This is a genomic window from Sphingomonas oligophenolica (genome assembly GCF_006438955.1).
Taxonomy (GTDB): Bacteria; Pseudomonadota; Alphaproteobacteria; order Sphingomonadales; family Sphingomonadaceae; genus Sphingomonas; species Sphingomonas oligophenolica_A.
In genome coordinates, this window is the sequence record NZ_RCZK01000001.1 from 40,406 (window position 1) to 60,211 (window position 19,806).

General features: G+C 67.2%; 21 protein-coding genes. 11 read left to right on the plus strand and 10 right to left on the minus strand.

Annotated elements, in window-relative coordinates:
- Nucleotides 1-137: 137 nt before the first annotated feature.
- The 3 genes from EAH84_RS00225 to EAH84_RS00235 form a co-directional block, all read right to left on the minus strand.
- A complete protein-coding gene (locus EAH84_RS00225) occupies nucleotides 138-692 on the minus strand; it encodes a cytochrome b (protein ID WP_140865976.1) in 555 nt (184 codons plus the stop codon).
- A gap of 82 nt (nucleotides 693-774) precedes the next feature.
- Nucleotides 775-1,542: a SapC family protein gene (locus tag EAH84_RS00230; protein ID WP_140865979.1), complete on the minus strand. Its 768-nt coding sequence runs from the start codon at nucleotides 1,540-1,542 to the stop codon at nucleotides 775-777.
- A 65-nt stretch (nucleotides 1,543-1,607) separates the two neighbouring features.
- On the minus strand, nucleotides 1,608-3,041 hold the full coding sequence (locus EAH84_RS00235) for an FAD-binding oxidoreductase (RefSeq protein WP_140865981.1): 1,434 nt from the start codon (nucleotides 3,039-3,041) through the stop codon (nucleotides 1,608-1,610).
- A 63-nt stretch (nucleotides 3,042-3,104) separates the two neighbouring features.
- Between EAH84_RS00235 and EAH84_RS00240 the strand changes: the two genes are divergently transcribed.
- The 5 genes from EAH84_RS00240 (at nucleotide 3,105) to EAH84_RS00260 (ending at nucleotide 6,863) form a co-directional block, all read left to right on the plus strand.
- Nucleotides 3,105-3,587: a hypothetical protein gene (locus EAH84_RS00240; protein ID WP_140865984.1), complete on the plus strand. Its 483-nt coding sequence runs from the start codon at nucleotides 3,105-3,107 to the stop codon at nucleotides 3,585-3,587.
- Between the two features lie 82 nt (nucleotides 3,588-3,669).
- Entirely contained in the window at nucleotides 3,670-5,139 is a 1,470-nt protein-coding gene (locus EAH84_RS00245) for a DEAD/DEAH box helicase (protein ID WP_140865986.1), read from the plus strand.
- A gap of 19 nt (nucleotides 5,140-5,158) precedes the next feature.
- Nucleotides 5,159-5,338, plus strand: a complete 180-nt coding sequence (locus EAH84_RS00250; RefSeq protein WP_140865989.1) for a DUF1289 domain-containing protein — start codon at nucleotides 5,159-5,161, stop codon at nucleotides 5,336-5,338.
- 117 nt (nucleotides 5,339-5,455) lie between these two features.
- Nucleotides 5,456-5,926 carry a TM2 domain-containing protein gene (locus EAH84_RS00255; RefSeq protein ID WP_140865992.1) on the plus strand — a complete coding sequence of 157 codons (471 nt, stop codon included), beginning with the start codon at nucleotides 5,456-5,458 and terminating at the stop codon, nucleotides 5,924-5,926.
- Nucleotides 5,927-6,113: 187 nt separating this feature from the next.
- Complete coding sequence (locus EAH84_RS00260) at nucleotides 6,114-6,863, plus strand: Crp/Fnr family transcriptional regulator (protein WP_140865994.1); 750 nt, start codon at nucleotides 6,114-6,116, stop codon at nucleotides 6,861-6,863.
- 130 nt (nucleotides 6,864-6,993) lie between these two features.
- On the opposite strand, the gene pnp is transcribed toward EAH84_RS00260, so the two are convergent.
- The 5 genes from pnp to EAH84_RS00285 all read right to left on the minus strand — a co-directional run bounded on the left by pnp (nucleotide 6,994) and on the right by EAH84_RS00285 (nucleotide 12,142).
- Nucleotides 6,994-9,363, minus strand: a complete 2,370-nt coding sequence (gene pnp, locus EAH84_RS00265) for a polyribonucleotide nucleotidyltransferase (protein ID WP_140865997.1) — start codon at nucleotides 9,361-9,363, stop codon at nucleotides 6,994-6,996.
- A 217-nt stretch (nucleotides 9,364-9,580) separates the two neighbouring features.
- Complete coding sequence (gene rpsO / locus EAH84_RS00270) at nucleotides 9,581-9,850, minus strand: 30S ribosomal protein S15 (protein WP_140866000.1); 270 nt, start codon at nucleotides 9,848-9,850, stop codon at nucleotides 9,581-9,583.
- Complete coding sequence (truB, locus tag EAH84_RS00275) at nucleotides 9,847-10,779, minus strand: tRNA pseudouridine(55) synthase TruB (protein WP_140866003.1); 933 nt, start codon at nucleotides 10,777-10,779, stop codon at nucleotides 9,847-9,849. The genes rpsO and truB overlap by 4 nt, the downstream gene beginning before the upstream one ends.
- A gap of 10 nt (nucleotides 10,780-10,789) precedes the next feature.
- Entirely contained in the window at nucleotides 10,790-11,482 is a 693-nt protein-coding gene (locus EAH84_RS00280; protein ID WP_140866006.1) for a site-2 protease family protein, read from the minus strand.
- A 54-nt stretch (nucleotides 11,483-11,536) separates the two neighbouring features.
- Nucleotides 11,537-12,142, minus strand: a complete 606-nt coding sequence (locus tag EAH84_RS00285; protein WP_140867213.1) for a thymidine kinase — start codon at nucleotides 12,140-12,142, stop codon at nucleotides 11,537-11,539.
- A 172-nt stretch (nucleotides 12,143-12,314) separates the two neighbouring features.
- On the opposite strand from EAH84_RS00285, the gene fdhD reads away from it, so the two are divergent.
- Together fdhD and mobA are read left to right on the plus strand one after the other, a co-directional pair.
- A complete protein-coding gene (gene fdhD / locus EAH84_RS00290) occupies nucleotides 12,315-13,064 on the plus strand; it encodes a formate dehydrogenase accessory sulfurtransferase FdhD (RefSeq protein WP_140867216.1) in 750 nt (249 codons plus the stop codon).
- On the plus strand, nucleotides 13,061-13,597 hold the full coding sequence (mobA, locus tag EAH84_RS00295; protein WP_140866009.1) for a molybdenum cofactor guanylyltransferase: 537 nt from the start codon (nucleotides 13,061-13,063) through the stop codon (nucleotides 13,595-13,597). The genes fdhD and mobA overlap by 4 nt, the downstream gene beginning before the upstream one ends.
- Here the strand turns inward: mobA and EAH84_RS00300 are convergent.
- Entirely contained in the window at nucleotides 13,575-14,207 is a 633-nt protein-coding gene (locus tag EAH84_RS00300; protein WP_241656384.1) for a L,D-transpeptidase family protein, read from the minus strand. The two genes, mobA and EAH84_RS00300, sit on opposite strands and share 23 nt — an antisense overlap.
- A gap of 204 nt (nucleotides 14,208-14,411) precedes the next feature.
- Here EAH84_RS00300 and EAH84_RS00305 point away from each other — a divergent pair, with 204 nt between their 5' ends.
- The 4 genes from EAH84_RS00305 (at nucleotide 14,412) to EAH84_RS00320 (ending at nucleotide 18,525) form a co-directional block, all read left to right on the plus strand.
- Complete coding sequence (locus EAH84_RS00305) at nucleotides 14,412-15,125, plus strand: murein L,D-transpeptidase catalytic domain family protein (protein WP_140866012.1); 714 nt, start codon at nucleotides 14,412-14,414, stop codon at nucleotides 15,123-15,125.
- Nucleotides 15,126-15,213: 88 nt separating this feature from the next.
- A complete protein-coding gene (locus EAH84_RS00310; protein ID WP_140866015.1) occupies nucleotides 15,214-16,116 on the plus strand; it encodes a crotonase/enoyl-CoA hydratase family protein in 903 nt (300 codons plus the stop codon).
- 88 nt (nucleotides 16,117-16,204) lie between these two features.
- Entirely contained in the window at nucleotides 16,205-16,507 is a 303-nt protein-coding gene (locus EAH84_RS00315; RefSeq protein WP_140866018.1) for a hypothetical protein, read from the plus strand.
- Between the two features lie 104 nt (nucleotides 16,508-16,611).
- Nucleotides 16,612-18,525 carry an alpha/beta hydrolase family protein gene (locus tag EAH84_RS00320; RefSeq protein ID WP_140866021.1) on the plus strand — a complete coding sequence of 638 codons (1,914 nt, stop codon included), beginning with the start codon at nucleotides 16,612-16,614 and terminating at the stop codon, nucleotides 18,523-18,525.
- 155 nt (nucleotides 18,526-18,680) lie between these two features.
- Here the strand turns inward: EAH84_RS00320 and EAH84_RS00325 are convergent, their stop codons facing one another.
- Complete coding sequence (locus EAH84_RS00325) at nucleotides 18,681-19,754, minus strand: cell wall hydrolase (RefSeq protein WP_425326427.1); 1,074 nt, start codon at nucleotides 19,752-19,754, stop codon at nucleotides 18,681-18,683.
- Nucleotides 19,755-19,806: the final 52 nt, after the last annotated feature.

The window sequence follows — 19,806 nt, forward strand, 5'->3', positions numbered from 1 at the left end:
AGGGAGGAGACACGCCTGAAAGGCGCGTCGTACGACCGTGCGAAAGGGGGGAACACAGGGCCGTACGAGGCATAAATAGGTGAACGCGGCGTTGGTTCAACTGGGACGCGAATAAATTTGCGGGTACCGCCCGCCCCTCATCCGCGGTCGTTGGCAACCGCCGGGATCATCCGCCCCAACACGCCGTCGCGCAGCAGGAAATGATGCCGCAGCGCCGCGCCGACATGAAGCGCGACGAGCGCCAGCATCAGCCAGCCCAGCACGCCATGCCCCTGATGCGCCACGTCGCCGAGCGCTTTCGACACCGGCAGTTTGGGCGCGTCGACCAGCCAGTAGAAGCCGATCGGATGCTTGCCCGCCGACGCCATCATCCAGCCGGTGAACGGCATCAGCAGGATCAGCGCATACAACGCGATATGGGTCGCGCGCGCCGCCACCTGCTGCCACCGCGGGACATCGGTCGGCGCGGGGAGAAAGGGGTGGCTCAACCGCCATGCGACCCGCGCCAGCGACAGGATCAGGACGGTGAGCCCGAACGACATATGAAGCGGGATCGCCCAGCGTACGCCGTGGAGCAGGCTGTCGTGGAGCAGCCCGATCGCGAGATTCGCGATTACCAGTGCCGCGATCGACCAGTGGAGCCAGATCGCGACGGTCGAATAGCGGACCCGGGCGGTGTCGGAAACGGGCATACGGGCTCCTGATCGATGATGACGCTCTGCTCCCACCGTCGGCGGTGGCATCGGGCGGGTCAAGCCCGCCGCGCTGCCGCCGTCAGTTGAGCGTCGCGGCGTTGGGCGTCTTGCCGAGCTGGACCTGACGCGCGAAGATGTCGCGCATCAGCGCCAGCGAGAACAGGTGCGCGTACAGCAGCGGCAGCATACCCGACTGCGACATCTTGCGCAGCTGGTCACCGCGCAGATCGGCGAGCTTCTGTTCGTCGACCATCTGGAACCCGCGATAGATAAAGGGCTGCTGGTTCTCCTCGACCTGGATGCTCACCTCGCCGTCCATCAGCAGGTTCTGTTCGCGCAGTTCGTTCATGAAATTCTGGGTCCGCGCGCCGGCCTGCTCGAACTGTTCGGCGAACGCCAGGACACCCTTGGTGAAATCGGTCGGCTCGCCGTCGGCGAACAGCGCCTCGCCCTCGTCGAATGCGCCGATCGTGTCCGATGTCGGATCGAAGCACAGCGACAGCTCGTCGGCATCGGGGCGCAGCCGCGCGAGCATATAGGGGTACCGACGGACATAGGCGGGGACATAGAAATTGTCTTCGGTCAGCTTGCCGTCGTCGCCCATGAAGACGTTGACGCCCTCGTTCAGCCCCATCAGCGCGAGCGGGATCGCATCGTCGCCGACCGAAAACACGATCGGCATGTGGCGCTGGACCAGCGGGAATTCCTCCACCGTGATCGGGATCGCATGCTGGCCGATCAGAAACGGCGCGGTATCCTGCGGCTTGACCTTCCAGCCCGCATGGGTCTCGCTGGAAAGCGGCTCCAGCCCGTTGTAGAAAAGCGGAAGGGGTGCCGCGCTGGCCATTGCATCGTCTCCATGGTCGGGTCGGTGAGAAAGCGGCATCCGTTGCCGCCGATTGGCGCGAGCCTCTATTGGGTCGCGGGCGGTGAGGCAAGCCGGACAAGCTTGCCTGGATTGAGGATAGCTAGCGGATCCATCGCCGCCTTTACCCCGCGCAACGCGTGGAGACGCGCGGGTGAGGCGAGGCGTTCGAGCTCGTCGATCTTCATCTGCCCAATGCCGTGTTCAGCGGCGATCGATCCCCCCGCCGCGACCACCAGATCGTCGACGAAGCGCGTCACGTCGGGCACCGCGTCGCGATACCAGCGCCCGGCATCGGTACCCGCGGCCGCGCGGACGTGGAAATGGATGTTGCCGTCACCCAAATGGCCGAAGCCGGAGGCGTGGGTGCCGGGAAAGCGCGCCTCGCAGGCCGCCGCCGCCGCGATCATGAAGCCCGGCATCGCCTCGACCGGTACCGAAATGTCGTGCTGCGAGGCCGGCCCCATCGCGCGTTCGGCGTCGGAGATCGAATCGCGGATGCGCCAGAAATCGGCGATCTGCGCGTCCGACGCCGCGATCGTCGCGTCCGCGATCAGCCCGTCGGCGAGGGCGGTGCTGAGCAATTCCTCGAGCTGCTCCGCCCCGCGCGGGTCGGTCGTCTCGATCAGCAGATGCCAGCGATGCGCGGCCGCCAGCGGGCTGCGCGTGCCCGGCACATGCGCCAGGACCGCGTCGAGCGATTCGCGCGGCAGGATCTCGAAACTCTCCAAGGCGTCGGTCGCCGCCTGGCAACGACGCAGCAGCCGCAGCGCCGACTCCGGCCCGTCGGTCCCCGCCCACGCCGCCGCGCGCACCGTGGGCAGTGTCACCAGCCGGAGCGTCGCCGCGGTCACGATCCCGAGCGTCCCCTCGGCGCCGACCAGCAACTGCGTCAGGTCGTAGCCGCGATTGTCCTTCTTGAGCGGCGCGAGCCCGTCATGAATGCTGCCATCCGCGAACACCGCCTCGATCCCCGCGACCAGCCCGCGCATCGACCCGAACCGCAGCACCTGCGTGCCGCCTGCGTTGGTCGACACCAGCCCGCCGATCGTCGCGCTGCCCCGCGCGCCCAGCGTCAGCGGAAACCGCCGCCCCGCCGCGATCGCCGCCTCGTGGAGGTTCGCCAGGATCACCCCCGCCTCCGCGACAGCGAAGCCGGCGTCGGCGTCGAGCGAGCGAATACGGTCCATCCGCCTGAGCGACAGGATCAGCGCCGATCCGTCGGCAGGCGGGGTCGCGCCGCCGACCATCGAACTATTACCCCCCTGCGCGACCAGCGGTACGCGATGCCGCGCCGCCGCGGTCACGATCGTGGCGACCTGTGTGGTCGACGACGGCTGGAGTAGCACGGGCGCACGCCCGCGATACCGGTCACGCCAGTCGGTCGCCCAGGGAACGATCGCATCGGCATCGGTCACGATCGCCTTCGCATCGATCGTCCTCGCCAGATCGGCGAGCATGGCGGACTGGGCGGGGGTCATCCCACCGAATTACGGGAAGTTCATCGGCTGTTCAACGATCCCCGCTAGGACTCGTCCGATCACATGACCAATCCGTTTGCGCCCCTCGGCCTGTTCGCGCCGTCTGCCCTGCTGGCGCTTGCCACGCCGATCGCGGGCGATGTCGGCGCGCCCCCGCCCCCGCCCCCGCCGGAGATCGCCCAACTCACCATCCACGAACACCTCATCATCCGCGTGCCCCGGCTGCAGCAGTCGATGCCCGCGGCGCGGATGCCGATCCCGGTGCCGCCGCGGTGGAAGGAGAAGAAGGGGCCCAAATGCATCGCCGCGAGCGATCTGGCGGGCGCGGTAATCAGCCAGCCCGGTTCGGTTGACCTGATCCTGGTCGGGGGCGACCGGATTCGCGCGGTACTCGACGACGATTGCGGGCCGCTCGACTATTATGGCGGCTATTATCTCCGCCCCGCGAGCGACGGTCGAATTTGTGCCAGCCGCGACGTGATCCGGGTCCGGTCAGGGCGTAGTTGCCCGATCGCCAAGTTCCGCAAGCTGGTCGAGACCCGCTGAATTTCTTGACAATCGCGGGCCAATCCGCGAGCGCCGCAGGCGGCCCGGGGCGTATCGCCCGCGTCTTAATCCGGACACTTGCATGACCTTTGCCGATCTCGGCCTTTCCGACGAACTGCTCGCAGCGGTCAATGATTCCGGTTACACCGAACCGACCCCGATCCAGGCGAGCGCGATCCCGTCGGTCCTGATGATGCGCGACATCATCGGCGTCGCGCAGACCGGAACGGGCAAGACCGCGAGTTTCGTGCTGCCGATGATCGACATTCTGGCGCATGGCCGCAGCCGCGCGCGGATGCCGCGCAGCCTGATCCTCGAACCCACCCGCGAACTCGCCGCGCAGGTCGCGGAGAATTTCGAGAAATACGGCAAGAACCACAAGCTTTCGATGGCGCTGCTGATCGGCGGCGTGTCGATGGGCGACCAGATGGCGGCGCTCGAAAAGGGCGTCGACGTCCTGATCGCGACGCCGGGGCGGTTGATGGACCTGTTCGGGCGCGGCAAGATTCTGCTTACCGGCTGTTCGCTGCTGGTGATCGACGAGGCCGACCGCATGCTCGACATGGGGTTCATCCCTGACATCGAGGAAATCTGCACCAAGCTGCCCAAACAGCGCCAGACCTTGCTGTTTTCCGCGACGATGCCCGCGCCGATCAAGAAACTCGCGGACAAATTTCTCGACAACCCCAAGATGATCGAGGTGTCGCGCCCCGCCTCGACCAGCCTCAACATCAAGCAATATCTCGTCCCCGTGTCGGGCTCCGCGTTCAAGAAGCGCGATCGGTTGCGCCAGTTGCTCGAACAGGAGGAGGTGCAGAGCGCGATCATCTTCTGCAACCGCAAGACGACGGTGCGCGAACTCAACAAGACGCTGCGCCAGCACGGTTATAAATCGGGCGAAATCCATGGCGACATGGAACAGCCCCAGCGCATCGCCGAGCTCGACCTGTTCAAGGACGGCACGATCAACATCCTCGTCGCCAGCGACGTCGCCGCGCGCGGCCTCGACGTGAAGGGGGTCAGCCACGTCTTCAACTTCGACGCGCCCTGGCACCCCGACGATTACGTCCACCGCATCGGTCGCACCGGCCGCGCGGGCGCGACCGGGGTCGCCTACACGCTGATCACCAGCGAAGACGCCGAGAACATCGCCAATATCGAAAAGCTGACCGGCCAGACCATCGAGCTGCTCGGCGACGGTCCCGCCAGCACTGCCGCCGCGCCTTCAGACGACACCGATAGCGCGCCCGCGCCGCGCGCCCGCCGTGGCCGTGGCGAGCGCGCTGCCCCCCGTGCCCGTGCGCCCCGCACCACCGCGCCCGTCGAGGAAACTCGGGTCCAGGCGGCCCCCGCCGAGGAAGCCGTGCGCGACGAGCCCGCCCGCGCGCCTCGATCCCGCGACCGCGCGCCAACCCGCGACACCCAGGATCGCGCCCCGCCCAGCACTCAACGGAGCGAAGCACTCCGCCGCGACCGCGAGGAAGAGACCGCCACCGCGGGCGATTGGAACGGCCCGCTCCCCGATTTCCTCAACGCCATCATCGGCGGCTGACTGCGGCGCGGCCGACGCGATGATCGACGCCCCGTCGGACTCCCCACCCTCCCCCTGCACCCAGGTCTGCATGCTCGACGCCGACGACATCTGCCTCGGCTGCGGCCGCACGCTCGACGAGATCGCGGCGTGGGGTACACTGACGCCCGCAGAACAACGCGCGGTCGCGGCAGAAGCGGAACAGCGGCGGGGCGGCTAGGTCGGTGGCTGGTCGGCGATGATCAGGCATTAGTTCTCATTGAACCAGCCCTCCCGGGGCGGGGCTTGCACCTCGCGCCCCGATCTCCGACATCACGCGTCAATCGGGGAGGCATGCATGCGCGGACATATATTGGGAGTCGATGCCAGGACGGGGGACGGCATGGTCGCGGGCGAGGATGGGGAACGTTATGCATTCCGCCCCGCCGACTGGGCGGCGCGCGGCGAACCCGCGGTCGGGCTGTATGTCGATTTCGACGCGGCGGACAACCGCGCGCTCAGCCTGTTTCCCGCGCCCGGCGCGAACCCGATCCCGTCTGCCGCCGACGATACCGCCACCCGCGTGCCCGATCGCCGCGCCGGGAACGACCGCAACAAATATGTGGCTGCGGTCCTGGCGTTTCTGCTCGGCGTGCTGGGCGTCCATCGCTTCTATACCGGGCGAACCGGGTCGGCGGTCGTCATGCTCGTCCTGACGTTCACCGTCGTCGGCACCGTGCTGACGGTGCCGTGGTCGCTGATCGACATGGTCCGCTACCTGATGATGTCCGATCGCGAATTCGCCGTGCGCTACCCGCGGCTCGCTTGAGCGCTGCTCGCCAACGCGATGCCTCTGGTTCCAACCGGAGACCGAGCCGGCGAAATTTCTCCCGATCTAACAAATGTTTGTATGTCACGCCATCGCCTGTGATAAGGTCTACCCATCGCCGCCGCATTAGTCGGGTCGGGGCGACTGAGAGATGCGAAGTGCTCCCGCCCATTTAGGGGGAGTGCTGTTGGAAGACTTGTCGCCGCGTCTGGACCGATTCTTCCAGAAGCTGCGCAGTCGCGAGGCGTTGATCGCTGCCGATGTCGATGCGATCCGCGCGCTGCCGTTCAAGCTGCGGACGCTGACGCCGTCGCAATATATGGTGCGGGAAGGACAGTTGCCGCAACGTTTCGGGATCATCTGCGACGGCTTCGCCTATCGGCAGAAACTGACGATCGAGGGTGATCGACAGATCGCGATGATCCTGGTGCCCGGCGATATGCTCGACCTGCCAAACCTGTTCCTGCGCGAATCCGATCACGACATCCAGGCGCTGACCGCGCTGACCATGGCCGAAGTGCCGCTGGAGGCGGTGCGAGAGTTGGTCCTAGCGCGACCGATGATAGCGCGCGCGCTGTGGACCGATTCGCTCGTCGAAGGGTCGATCACGCGCGAATGGCTGCTCAACGTCGGGCGCCGCAATGCGCGAACGCGGATCGCGCATTTGTTGTGTGAATTCCAACTGCGGCTTGAGTCGATCGGTCAGGGCGAGGCGGAGGGATATGAGCTGCCGATGACGCAGGAACAGCTCGGCGATGCGTTGGGACTGACCCCGGTCCACGTCAACCGGATGCTGCAATCGCTGGAGCGAGAGGGACTGATCCACCGACGGCAGCGCCGCATCAAGGTGCAGGATTGGCCGAAGCTGCGGTTGGCGGGGCAGTTCAACCAGCGTTACCTTCACCTTACCAACGTCAAGCCATCGGCTAATTTCTGACGACAACACCAAGCCGCGGTTTAAACGACCCGGCCACAGACGGGGGTCCCCCCCCTTGGCACGCGCGAACACGCGAAAAAGGGGCCCGGTTTCCCGAGCCCCTTTCCATTATCCTCACGGATGTAGCGTTTTAGTCGTCGCGATCGCCGGTCAGGAATGCGGGCGCGAAATCGGGCGCCGGGGCATCGGCGTTACCGCTTTCGGGGCGCGCACGATCGCTGCGGGGGCCACGATCGCCACCGTCGCGACGCGGGCCGCGACCACCGTCGCCGTCACGCCGCGGACCGCGATCGCCGCCACGGCCACCGCCGTCGCCGCGCGGGCCGCGGTCACCGCCGCCGTCACGCCGCGGACCGCGGGGACCACGATCGTTGCCGCCTTCGCGCGGGGGACGGGTGTCCTCCAGCTCGGCGCCGGTTTCCTGATCGACGACGCGCATCGACAGGCGAACTTTCCCGCGCGGATCGATTTCCAAGACCTTGACCTTGACTTCCTGGCCTTCGCTCAGGGCATCGGAGACCTTCTCGACGCGCTCGTTCTTGATCTCGGACACATGGACGAGACCGTCCTTGCCGCCCATGAAGTTCACGAACGCGCCGAAATCGACGAGGTTGACGACCTTGCCGTCATAGACCTTGCCGACTTCGGCTTCCTCGACGAGGCCCTTGATCCACTTGATCGCGGCTTCGATCTGCGACGTGTCGGACGACGACACCTTGATCACGCCCTCGTCGTCGATGTCGACCTTGGCGCCGGTCGTCGCGACGATCTCGCGGATCACCTTGCCGCCGGTGCCGATCACTTCACGGATCTTCGACTTGTCGATCGTGAAGGTTTCGATCCGCGGCGCGTGCGCCGACAGTTCCTCACGCGTGTGGTCGAGCGCCTTGGCCATTTCGCCGAGGATGTGCGCGCGGCCTTCGTTTGCCTGTGCCAGCGCGGCCTTCATGATCTCTTCGGTGATCCCAGCGATCTTGATGTCCATCTGGAGGCTGGTGATGCCCTCGCTGGTGCCGGCGACCTTGAAGTCCATGTCGCCGAGATGATCTTCATCGCCGAGGATGTCGGATAGGACCGCATAGTCCTTGCCTTCGAGAATCAAGCCCATCGCGATGCCCGACACCGGGCGCTTGAGCGGCACGCCGGCGTCCATCATCGACAGCGACCCGCCGCAGACGGTGGCCATCGACGACGACCCGTTGCTCTCCGTGATGTCGGACAGGACGCGGATGGTGTACGGGAATTCCTCCTTCGAGGGGAGCACCGCGTGGAGCGCGCGCCACGCGAGCTTGCCGTGGCCGATGTCGCGGCGGCTGGGCGCCCCGAAGCGGCCGACTTCACCGACCGAATAGGGCGGGAAGTTGTAGTGGAGCATGAAATGCTCGTAATTGAGGCCGGTCAGACCGTCGATCATCTGCTCCGCGTCGCGGGTGCCGAGCGTGGTCGTGCAGATCGCCTGCGTCTCGCCGCGGGTGAACAGCGCCGAACCGTGGGTGCGCGGCAGGAAGTGGACGGTAGCCTCGATCGGGCGGATCTGCGTCGTGGTGCGGCCATCGATGCGGGTGCCATCCTTGAGGATCGCGCCACGGACGATTTCGGCTTCGAGCTTCTTGACCAGCTTGTTGGCGGCCATCTGGTCCTGCGGCGAGGAATCGGCGAAGGCGGTCTTGGCCTTGGCACGCGCCTCGTTGAGCAGGCCCGAACGCTTGGACTTGTCGGTCACCTTGTAGGCGGCGGCGATGTCCTTGCCGATAAGCTTCTTGAGCTTGTCCTTGGCAGCCGACAGATCGGCCTGCGGGGCCATTTCCCACGGATCCTTGGCGGCCTGTTCGGCGAGATCGATAATCGCGTTGACGAGCTTGCCGCACGCCTTGTGCGCGAACATCACCGCGCCGAGCATCGTGTCTTCCGACAGTTCCTTGGCTTCGGATTCGACCATCATCACCGCGTCGCCGGTGGCGGCGACGATCAGGTCGAGGTCGCCGGTCTTGGCCTGCTCGTTGGTCGGGTTGAGGATATAGTCGCCATCGACATAGCCGACGCGCGCCGCGCCGATCGGGCCCATGAACGGCACGCCCGAGATGGTGAGCGCCGCCGACGCCGCGATCAGCGCGAGGATGTCGGGCTCGTTCTCGCCGTCATAGCTCAGCACCTGGGCGATGACGTTGATTTCGTTGTAGAAACCTTCGGGGAACAGCGGGCGGATCGGGCGATCGATCAGGCGGCTCGTCAGAGTCTCCTTCTCGGTCGCGCCGCGCTCACGCTTGAAGAAGCCGCCGGGGATGCGGCCCGCTGCGGAATATTTTTCCTGGTAATGGACGGTGAGCGGGAAGAAATCCTGCCCTTCCTTGACCGAGCGTGCGGCGGTGACGGCGCACAACACGACGGTTTCGCCGAGCGTCGCGAGCACCGCGCCGTCGGCCTGGCGCGCCACGCGACCGGTTTCGAGGGTCAGCGTTGCGCCGCCCCATTCGATTTCTACTTTCTTGGTATCGAACATGTCGTTTCCTTCACTCCGGCGACCAGATGCCGACCGGGGCCTATCTGCAAGCTAAGCCGGCTTGCGCGGTGTGGAGCGAATTGTCGCTCCGGAACGGGTTGCCGAATTGCATCCCATTCCTGTTCCCCCACGAAGGCGGGGCCCCAGCCTGAACTCCCGCCTGCGCGGGAGAACAAAGCCTGATAGCGAAACGGCTCCCCGCAGGGAGCCGTTTGGATTATTTGCGAAGCCCGAGCTTCGCGATCAGATCGAGGTAGCGCTGGCCATCCTTGTGACGGAGGTAATCCAGCAGCGACCGGCGCTTGTTGACCATCATCAGGAGCCCGCGACGCGAGTGGTTGTCCTTCTTGTGGCCCTTGAAATGCTCGGTCAGGTTGCGGATGCGCTCGGTCAGGATCGAGACCTGGACCTCGGGCGAACCCGTGTCGCCGGTCTCGCGGCCATGTTCCTTGATCAACTCGGCCTTGCGCTCTGCGGTAATCGTCATGCGTTGTCCTTCGACATCAGGTTGAAGCCCCTGACGACCTGGACGTTTCCGTCCCGAACCTCGACCAGCGCGACGGGCGTTTCACCCAGTAGCGCGAATTGGAGGCCATCGTCGGTGGCATATCCCGCCAAGATCCGCCCCTGTCGGAGCGCCCCTGCCTGGTCGGGATCGAGGGATAGAGCCGGGATGTCGTCCAGCCCCGCCCTCAGCGGCAGGAGTAAGTATTCAAGCTCGCGCGCCATACCCGCTTTGCCGAGTTTGTCCAGCGATATCGCGGAGTCGAGGGTGAACGGGCCGGCCTTGATACGGCGCAACATGGTGACGTGGCCGACGGTGCCGAGCGCTGCCGCGATGTCGCGCGCGAGGCTGCGGATATAGGTGCCCTTCGAGACATGGGCGGTGAGCGTCGCCTCGACCAATTCCTCCCCGGCACCGGAAGGGGGACCGTCGCGGACGGTGGGGGAGGAATGCAGCGAGTGGATCGTCACCGCGCGGCTGGCGAGTACCACCTCCTCGCCGGCGCGCGCGCGATCATAGGCGCGTTCGCCGTGAACCTTGAGCGCCGAATAGGCGGGCGGTATCTGGTCGATGGGGCCGGTGAAGCGCGGCAGGATCGCCTCGATCGCCGCCGCGGTAGGCCGCACGTCGCTGGTCGCGATCACCACGCCTTCGGTGTCGAGCGTGTCGGTCTGTTCGCCGAAGCGAATCGTGAAATCATAGATCTTGTCGCTATCGAGCAGCCGCCCCGCGAGCTTGGTCGCCTCGCCCACCGCGATCGGCAGCACGCCCGAGGCGAGCGGGTCGAGCGTGCCGCCGTGTCCGACCTTGAACTTGCCGTAGCCGCCCTGCCGCAGCGCGCGTTTTACCGCGGAGACAGCCTGGGTCGACCCGAGCCCCACGGGCTTGTCGAGAATGATCCAGCCGTGCATCGCAGCGCCCCTAGGCGATCGCGCCCGCCAGCGCGAGGAACTGGCTCACCACCCATTGCGCGGGCGGCACCACGACGCGCGCGACGATGTTGGCGTGGGGGAACACCATCGGGATGACGACGATCAGCAGGATCACGAGCAGGAAGCCGAACCGCGCGAGCTTGGCATATTCGATCGCGAGGCGACGCGGCAGCAGTCCCTCGACGACATGGCCACCATCGAACGGCGGCAGCGGCAGCAGGTTGAACAGCGCCAGGAACACGTTGACGAGCAGGAAGTTGACGAGGTTCGCGACGACGAATCCCGCGACGCCCGTCGGTGCGGCGTCGGCCCCCGCCGCCGCCGCGACGACGCCTAGCGCGATCGCCGCGATCGTCGCGAGCGCGAGGTTCATCCCCGGCCCTGCCAGCGCCACCGCGACCATTCCCCAGCGCGGGTTGCGCAGCCGCCGCGCATCGACCGGCACCGGTTTCGCCCAGCCGAACACCGGCGCGCCCGCGATCGCGAGGCCGAGCGGCAGGACGACGGTGCCGATCGGATCGACATGGCGCAGCGGGTTGAAGCTCAACCGCCGCTGTTCCTTCGCGGTCGGATCGCCGAGCCATTTCGCCATCCAGCCGTGCGCAACTTCGTGGAACACGATCGCGATCACCAGCGGGATGATCCACACCAGCGCGCGGTAGATGATATTGTCGGGGTTCATGCGCGCGATATGGGGCGGCGCGCGCCGCGACGCTAGCGCGACCGTGTGATGGCGCTAACGCACAAGCGCTTCGGTGAAATGCCTTCGGCCAAGGGCTTCCGTGAAATGCCTTCGGCATAAAGCGATGTAGAGATCGTTGCCGCCGATCTCGGTCTGGCGGCCCTGCGCCACCGCCTTGCCCGCCGCATCGACGCGCAGGTTCATCGTCGCCTTGCGTCCGCAGGTGCACACCGACTTGATCTCGACGAGCGCGTCTGCGAGCGCGAGCAGCCGGGCCGAGCCGGGGAACAAGGCGCCGAGGAAATCGGTGCGCAGGCCATAGGCGAGGACGGGAATGCCGACGACGTCGGCGACGTGCGCGAGCTGATCGACCTGGTCGGCGGACAGGAATTGCGCCTCGTCGACCAGCACGCACGACAGCGCCTCGTGCGCATGCCGGTCCGCGACACACGCCGCGATCTCGGTCGTCGCATCGAACGGTGTCGCAGCGGCCTCGAGCCCGATCCGCGAGGTGATCGTCCCCGCCGCGAACCGCTCGTCGATCCCCGCGGTGAACAACATCGTCGCCATTCCACGTTCGCGATAGTTGAAATCGGCCTGGAGCAGGTTGGTCGATTTTCCCGCGTTCATCGAGGCGTAGTAGAAATAGAGCTTGGCCATAATCCCGATCACAGCACAGGCGGGCGCGAAGGTCACTGCCCTGATCGATGCGGGCGGCGACCACGCAGCCGTTGTGCTAGGGTACGGCATGCCGAAAACCACCGACGCCCCGCCTGCTCCGCGATCCGAGGCGCCAACGGTTGTCGAGATCGATGGCGCGACATCATCGCCGATGACCCGGGTCGGGGCGGACGGCGCATGTGCCACGACCGCGCGCGCGCTGGCAGATGAGGTGCCGATCGCGGTCGAATTCAACGGCGTCGGCTATGCGGTGCTGATGGCGACGCCGGTCGATCTCGTCGACCTGGCCTATGGGTTCGCGCGCGCCGAACGGTTGATCGATGCGGCGGTGGATGTCGTCGACGTCGATGTCCACCGCACCGACCGCGGCGTGATCGTGCGGGTGACGATCGCCGATCGATTGGGCGAGCGGATCGTCGAGCGCGTCCGCCACCGCGTCGCCGAGTCGTCGTGCGGGCTGTGCGGGATCGAGAATCTCGAACAGGCGGTTCGCCCGTTACCGCGTGTCGCGACCACCTCCGACGCGGACGACGCCGCGGTGTTTTACGCGCTGGCGATGCTCCGCGACCACCAGCCGCTCAATCGCGCGACGGGGGCGGTCCATGCCGCGGCGGCGTGTTCGGCGACGGGTGAGGTGAGGCTGGCGAGGGAGGATGTCGGGCGGCACAATGCGTTCGACAAGCTGATCGGCGCGATGCTCCGCGGTGGGGGCGAATGGGACGGCGGCTTTGCGCTGCTGACCTCGCGCTGCTCGTACGAACTCGTCGAGAAAGCGGCGCTCGCGAATTGCCCGATGCTCGTCACCATTTCCGCGCCGACCACGCTGGCGGTCGCGCGGGCGGCGGCGGCGGGGGTGGCGCTGCGCGTCCTGGCGCGCGCCGATGCGATACTGGTGCCGTGACGATACTGGGCGCGATCCTGGCGGGGGGGCAGGCGCGGCGGTTCGGCGCGGACAAGGCGCTCGCGGCATTGCAGGGCATGACGCTGATCGACCGGATCGCGGCGACGATCGGGCCGCAGGTCGACGCGGTCGTGATCGTCGGGCGCGACCCCGGGATTGCGGACCGGCCCGCGGGAATCGGCCCGCTGGGGGGGATCGCTGCAGCGCTGCATGATGCGCGTAGCCGGGGGTTCGGCTCGGTGGTCACCGTCCCGTGCGACACCCCGATGCTGCCCGCCGACCTTGTCGCCACGATCACCCGACCGGACCAGGCGACATTCGTCGCGGGATTGCCGGTCATCGGCGGCTGGCCTGCATCGCTGGCGGACGGAATCGACGGCTATATCGCGGCGACCACCGACTGGTCGATCCGCGCGTGGGCGCGCCATGTCGGCGCGGTTCCGATCGTGCTCGACGCCGCCATCGCCAATATCAACACCCGCGCCGATCTGGCGGCGCTGGCGGCGACGGTCAGCGGTTCATCGTGTTCATGACCGCGTCGAACTGCGCGGCGTTGGCGTCGGCGGTCGCGGCCGCCATCTTCGCGGCATCATAGGGCCGAGGCGGCACGAAGCCCTCGCTGGCGCTCGCCTGGGTCACCATTACCGGGGTGCCCAATGTCGTCACCGTGAACAGCTTTTCGGCGAACGCGCGCGGCACGCGGACGCAGCCGTGCGAGGCGGGGAAGCCGGGATTGCGGCCCGCGTGGATCGCGACGCCGTCCCACGTCAGCCGCTGCATGAACGGCATTGGCGCGCTGTCGTAGAGATTGCTGTGATGCATTTCTTCCTTCTGGAGGATCGGGAAGGTGCCGACCGGGGTGTCCTTGCCGTCTTTTCCCGTCGACACGCTCGACGCCGCCACCATCGTCTCGCCGCGATAGACATAGGCTTTCTGGTCGGGGATCGAGATCACGATGCTCACCGGCTGGGTCACGCCCTGATCGTCCCACACGAACGTATTGGCGCGCAGCGTCGCCAGCTTCGTCGCGATCACGCCGCCGCCGATCGCGACGGTACCCGGCATCGCATCGGCCGCGAGGGCCGGGGTGGCGAGCAATGCCATCAGCATGATGACGCTCCCCGATGAGATAAACCGCCGCATGATCGTCGTCCCTGTCCTGATCGTGTCACCCCGCAAAACGCACCGCGACTCGATTGGTGCCATCGCCGTGCCGCGACGAGCCGACCCAACAATGCGATGAGGCGACCGAAAGGTCCCGGAACTATTCGGAATCGTTGCAGAATTTTAACATAGAAGCTGGTAGGAGGGCTCAGCGGGAAACATTCACGGGGCACCAACCAGCCGATGACGATTCACCACGACATGGCGCGCGACCGGCGCGCGATCCTGAAGAACGGCCTGGTCCTGGTGGGTGCGCTCGCGGTACCGAGCGCCGTCTCCGCCGCGGCGCGCAAGATCACCCAGCATGACCTCAAGCCGCTACGCGATCCACCGGTGCCGACGCCAGCCGTCCAGCGGGTTGCCGCGGCCCCGATCACGAGCCCCCGCGTCGTCCGCCCCGATCTGATGCGCCGCGCGGTCGCCGCGCTCGACCGGCACAGCGCCCGGATCCCCAAGCGCGACCGGATCGTGATCGCGGACATGGCGGCACCGTCGTCGCAGCCGCGGTTCCACTTCGTCGATCTGGCCTCGGGCCAGAGCAAGTCGTTCCTGGTCACGCATGGCAGCGGGTCCGATCCCGCGCACACCGGCTGGCTCCAGCGCTTCTCGAACGATCCCGGATCGAACGCGACCAGCGAGGGCGCGTTTCTGGCCTCCAACTATTATGTCGGCAAGCACGGCAATTCGCAGCGGCTTCTCGGGCTCGACCCGACCAACGACAACGCCTTGTCGCGCGCGATCGTGGTCCATTCGGCATGGTACGCGAACAAGGACATGATCAAGTCGCACGGCCAGCTCGGTCGCAGCCAGGGCTGTTTCGCGGTCGGCGAAAGCGACCTCGATCAGGTGTTCGCGATGCTCGGGTCCGAACGGATGATCTACGCCGCCAAGGTCTGACGCGCGCGGCGGATCACCGCGCCGACCGCTTTCACGCTTGCCGCTCGCCTCGGCCGACCTATCGTGGTCGTGCCTGGAGGAGAGAGACATGCCCGACACGATCACGCTCGACATTGCGAGCGATGGCATCGCGACGCTGACGCTGAACCGCCCCGACAAGCTCAACGCGTTCAATTCGCTGATGCTGGGCGAGATGGTGGCGGCGTTCGATCGCACCGATGCGGACGACGCGGTGCGTGCGGTGATCGTCACCGGCGAGGGCCGCGCGTTTTGCGCGGGCGCGGACCTGTCGGCGGGGGCCGAAACCTTTGACTATGAACGAAGCGGGGGCTGGAACGGCAGCGATTCCCCCGTCCGGGCCGACGGCAGCGTCGATTATGCCAACCCCGCGGTGCGCGACGGCGGGGGTATCCTGGGCCTCAGGATCTTCGCGTCGAAAAAGCCTGTCATCGGCGCGATCAACGGCGCCGCGGTCGGGATCGGCGCGACGATGACGCTGCCGATGGATTTCCGGTTGGCGAGCGAGGCGGCGCAGTTCGGCTTCGTCTTCGCACGCCGCGGAATCGTGCCGGAAGGGACATCGAGCTGGTTCCTGCCGCGGCTCGTCGGCCTGTCGCAGGCGCTCGAATGGACCTATGCGGGGCGCGTGTTCGACGCGCAGGAAGCGTTGGCCGGGGGACTGGTGCGCAGCCTCCACGCGCCCGACGCACTGCTGCCCTCGGCACGCGCGTTCGCGCTGGGGCTGGTCGAGGGATCGGCGCCGGTCTCGATCGCGCTGACGCGGCGGATGCTGCTGGCCGGCATGGGCGCGGCGCACCCGATGGACGCGCACCGGATCGAAAGCCGCGCGATCTGGGCGCGCGGGCGGAGCGGCGACGCGCGCGAGGGCGTCGAGAGCTTTCTCGCCAAGCGCGACCCCGCGTTTCCCGACACCGTGTCGCAAGAATGGGATCATGTCGCGGACTGGTTCGCCGACCCCGATTATCGCTGACGTAGCCGCGTGACGTAACCGCTTCAGGGATCGAACCGCGCGCGACCGCGTATCTTGTTCAGTGATGTAACCGAACAAGGAAGACACCGTGGCCACCAGCAAGACCCGCACCACCGCCCTCACGATCGGCGGCACGCTTCTGGCGATCGGCGCCGCCGCCGTCAGCGTGCTGCTGTTCGGTCGCCGCCCGAACGGGGAACATACCGCGCCCGACCTGGCGCTCGACACCCCGCGCCCCGGACCGGACGATCGCGCGCCCGAAGCATTTCGCCCCGACCCTACCGCGATCCCGACCGCCGCCGAGCGCGACAGCCTGCGTCCCGCGACCGGCCACGCGCCGGGGTTTGCCGCCGATCGCGGCACGACGGTTCAGGAGCCGGTGGGCGCCTGAACCGGGTTGGCGGACGTCAGTCGGAAGCGCGTTCCCACGGTTGGCGGCGGCGCGGCGCTGGGCTAGCGTGACGGTCGTTCCGTTTCCCAGAAGGTGTTTCCTCCATGCGCGTCACGCTCACCGCCATCCTCCTCATCGGCGTCGCCTCACCTGCGCTCGCGCAATCGGTCCATAATTACGGGTCGCTCGCGCTGTCGCCACGCGGCGATCGGATCGCCACGATCGAAGGCGGGCCGAAGGATCGCGCGGCAGTGACGATTCGCGCGGCGAGCGACGGCAAGATCCTGCGGCGGATCGATCCGTGCGCGACGTGCACCTATACCGACGTGACCTTTGCGCCGTCGGGCGATGTTGCGTTCCTGGCGCGGGATCGCAAGGCGGGGACGGTGGCGCTCGATTATGCCGAGGGCGCTCGCGTTCGGACGCTCGCGACGATCGAGGGCATCGCGCAGACCCCGCGGTTTTCGCCCGACGGCACGAAGGTCGCGCTCCTCGTCACGATCGGCGCCGCCAAGGAAGCGGGCGCGACCCAGGCCGGGGTGCGCCAGATCGGCGAGATCGGCGAAAAGAGCGATGAACAGCGACTCGCGGTGTTCCCGGTGACCGGCGCGCCGGTCGTCGCGGCGGCGGTGAAGCCGGTCTCGCCCGAGGGGCGCTATATCTACGAATATGCGTGGACCCCCGACAACCGCGGCGTCGTCGCGACCACCGCGCTGGGCAATGGCGATGCGAACTGGTGGGTCGCGACGCTCGATGCGATCGACCTGACGACCGGCGCGGTGCGCCAGATCGCCAAGCCATCGACCCAGCTCAACTTTCCCCGCGTGTCGCCCGACGGCAAGACCGTCGCGTATATCGGCGGGCTGATGAGCGATTTCGGGTCGGTCGGCGGCGATGTGTATACCGTGCCGTTCGCGGGCGGCACGCCATCGGATCGCACGCCGGGGTACAAGGCGACGGTAACCTCGCTCGACTGGACCCAGGGGGGCTTGCGTGCGACAATCCTGTCGGGGGCGGATACCTCGATCGTCTCGATCGACCCCGCCAAGGGCGGCGCGTTGCTCTGGAGCCGCCCCGCCTCCTTCTCGGCGGGCGACGGCAAGGTCGCCTATGCCGCCGATGGCCGTACCACCGCCACCGTGGTGCAGGATTTCACCCACGCCCCCGCGATCTATGCCGGCCCGATCGGCGCGCCGCGCCAGATCACCCATGACAACGACGCGGTCGCCAGCAGCGTCACCGCCAAGAGCGTCACGTGGCGTAACGACAATTACACGATCCAGGGCTGGCTGCTCGGCCCGGCGGGCGGCGATGCAACCACAAAGATGCCGATGCTGGTCAACGTCCACGGCGGCCCTGCCGCTGCCTCGACCCCCTATTTCATCGGCAGCGACAGTTCGGTCGCGGGGTTGATCGGTGCGGGCTACTACATGTTCCTGCCCAACCCGCGCGGCAGCTATGGCCAGGGCGAGGCGTTCACCGAAGCGAACAGGCGCGACTTCGGCGGGGGCGATCTGCGCGATATCCTCGCCGGGATCGACGCGGTCGAAAAAGTGGCGCCGATCGACGATAACCGGCTGGGGTTGATGGGGGGCAGCTATGGCGGCTTCATGGCGATGTGGGCCAATACCCAGACCAACCGCTTCAAGGGTATCGTCGCGGGCGCAGGGCTGTCGAACTGGGTCAGCTATTATGGCACCAACGGGATCGACCAGTGGATGCTGCCGTTCTTCGGCAAGACGCTCTACCAGGATTACAAGGCGTATGAGGATGTCTCGGCGGTGTACCACGCCAAGACCGCCAAGACCCCGACCTTCATCTATGTCGGTGAACGCGACATCGAGGTGCCGCCGACGCAATCGACCGAATGGTGGCATGCGCTCAAGGACATGGGCGTGCCCACCAGCCTGGTGATCTATCCCGACGAGGGCCACGGCATCCGCAATCCCGACCATTCGGCGGACCTGCGCAAGCGGGCGCTCGCGTGGTTCGACAAATATGTGAAGGGCGCGCAGTAGGTTCAGGCACATAGACCCGTTCGGGCTGAGCTTGTCGAAGCACGGTGAGTCTCACCGCCCTTCGGCCCGGCCCCATGAAAGTAGTACTTTCATGGGCACCCGGTGAGCTCAGGGCGGACGATTTAGGGTTCGGCGCGATCCGACATCACCGCGTTCTAGAACAACGGCTTGCCCGAATCCTTCCACTTGTCGAGGATCTGTGACGCGGGGGGAAGGTTGTCCTTAGGCTTCGCGCCAGCGATCGGCGGGGGCGGCGCGACATAGCTGCCGCTGTCGGCATAGGCGGGCGTTACCTGCGCGGCGTTGGTGATCGGGGCCGGGGTCGGGAGCGGGGCCAGCGCGGCGTACAGCTTCGCGTCAAACGGCGCGGGCGTCGGCGCGGTCCGTGCGTGCGGGCCGGGGACCGGCTCGTTACCGGTATAGCGCTGGCTGAATGCCGCGGCGGTGCCCCAGAAGCCCTTCCACCGGTGGAAGAAATGCGCGCCGACGACGCCGGTCATAACGAGGCTGCGGTTCCACGCGGGGGTCACCGCATAGGTGTGGTAATGCGTCGCAAGCCCGACCGGGGCATAGACGTAGCCCGCCAGCGCCATCGCCGCGGCGCGCGCCGCGCGCGTCCAGGCGCTGCGCATCGGCACGCGCGCCATCGCGCCGTCGCACGCGAAGCTGAACTGGCAGCCCGCACGTTCCGACCCCTGGTACACGACCCCGCAGATGGTCGACGGGAAGGCGGGGTGGCGGACGCGGTTGAGGATCACCTGCGCAACCGCCGACTGGCCCGCATCGGGCTCGGTCGCAGCCTCGTAGTAGATCGCGGCGGTCAGGCATTCGGCGGCGCGGCTGCGCGCGAGCGACGAGGCGGCGGCGATCGAAAATGGCCTGGCGGCAACGACGCCCATGTCGGTCGCGGCGAAGGCGGCGGCGTTGGCGGGAATCGGCAGATCGGGCAGCGCGGTCGTCCCGGTCACGCCCGCCGCGGGGGCAGCGATCTCGCGCGACGGATCGACGACCGGGAAATCGGCGTAGAGCAGTGCGGCGCCGGGAAAATGATCCTCCGCCTCGTAGCCGGTGCGGACCGACGCCGACGGATCGCCCGCGCGCGCGGCCTGCGTCTCGACCGCGCGCCAGGCAGCATGCGCCGACAGCCCGCCGACCAGCGCCAGACCGGCCAGGACGAGAATCGCCCAGCTCAACGTCATCAGCCGCACCGTCTGCAGGGGAATGGTCACCGCGTCTCCCATCGGCCGGACGAGCCCGGCCTGCGCGCCATAGCGCAGCCGG